The 1,610-nt window shown below is 48.6% G+C and carries 1 protein-coding gene; it reads right to left on the bottom strand.

The features are described 5' to 3' along the window. The coding region (locus BUA96_RS17315; protein WP_233430661.1) for a beta strand repeat-containing protein at positions 1-1,610 on the bottom strand (1,610 nt) is incomplete at both ends.

The raw sequence follows: 1,610 nt of genomic DNA, 5'->3' as shown, positions 1-1,610 counted from the left end.
CCGGCTGCATCGGTAGCTGTAGCCATCACATCGTAAGTTCCGTCAGGAAGTGCGTTAGCATCTGGAACAACTAAAGTCCACGTATCATCGCCGTTATCGGTCAGATTGCCGTCGCCTTCGGTATAGGTTACTCCGTTTAACATCACCGTTAAATCATCTGCTGAATCCGCGGTTCCGGTAATGGTTGGCGTATTATCATTAGTTGTCAATAGATCAACCGTTGGAACTGTCGGCGCAATGGTATCGATCGTAAGTTCATCGGTAGTAGCATCGCTGCTGCTGTTGCCCGCTGCATCAGTGGCAGTCGCCATTACATCATAAGTTCCGTCAGGAAGTGCGTTAGCGTCTGGAATGTTCAACGTCCAAGTGTCATCGCCATTATCCGTTAGATTGCCGTCGCCTTCAGTATAGGTTACACCGTTTAACATCACGGTAAGGTCATCTGCAGAATCCGAAGTTCCCGTAATGGTTGGCGTGTTGTCATTGGTAGTCAACAAATCAACCGTTGGTACCGTCGGTGCGGTTGTATCGATCGTAAGTTCATCGGTAGTTGCATCGCTGCTGCTGTTGCCCGCTGCATCAGTGGCAGTCGCCATTACATCGTAAGTTCCGTCAGCAAGTGCGTTAACGTCTGGAACGTTCAGCGTCCAAGTGTCGTCACCGTTATCCGTAAGATTGCCGTCGCCTTCGGTGTAGGTTACTCCGTTTAACATCACCGTTAAATCATCTGCTGAATCCGCGGTTCCGGTAATCGTTGGTGTAGTATCATTAGTCATTAAAAAGTCTACCGTTGGAACCGCGGGTGCGGTTGTATCGATCGTAAGTTCATCAGTGGTAGGATCAGTTGCGGTTTGGATGCCTTGGGTTACTGTGGCTGTTACATCATACACCCCATCGGTCAGTACTACCGGAAGTACCAGCGTCCAGGTATCATCAGTATTATCGGTTAAGTTACCATCACCTTCGCTGTAGGTAACCCCGTCTACCGTTACCGTTAGATCATCTGTAGAGTCTGCAGTTCCGGTAATGGTAGGCGACTGATTACTGGTCACCTGTGGTACCACGGTGGGCTGGGTTGGTAAGGTAGAATTGATCACCAACTCATCTACGGTAACATCTGAAGAGGTGTTGCCTGCGGTATCAGTAGCGGTGATCGCCACATCATACGTACCGTCTGCAAGTGCGTTTCCGGCAGGGACATTTAAGGTCCACGTATCGTTATTATTGTCTATTAAATCCCCATCTCCTTCGGTGTAGGTTACTCCGTTTAAAGTCACTACAATAGCATCTTCAGAATCAGCAGTACCGGTCACTGTAGGTGTGGTATCGCTGGTCTCTTGGGTATTCACTGTTGGTACTGCAGGCGCTGTGGTGTCTACGGTAAGTTCATCGGTGGTTGTGTCTGTACTGCTATTGCCTGCTATATCTGTAGCGGTCGCAATTACATTATACACCCCATCATCCAGTGCATTTGCTGCAGGAATCAGTAACGTCCAGGTATCGTCGCCATTGTCTATTAGATTGGTATCTCCCTCACTGTAAGTTATTCCATCTACGGTAACGGTCAGGTTATCTATAGAATCAGCGGTACCGGTAATCGTAGGGGTATC

The organism is Leeuwenhoekiella palythoae (assembly GCF_900130045.1).
Taxonomy (GTDB): Bacteria; Bacteroidota; Bacteroidia; order Flavobacteriales; family Flavobacteriaceae; genus Leeuwenhoekiella; species Leeuwenhoekiella palythoae.
The sequence above is the reverse complement of the archived record's forward strand: the minus strand, read 5'-3'. Positions and strand labels throughout refer to the sequence as shown.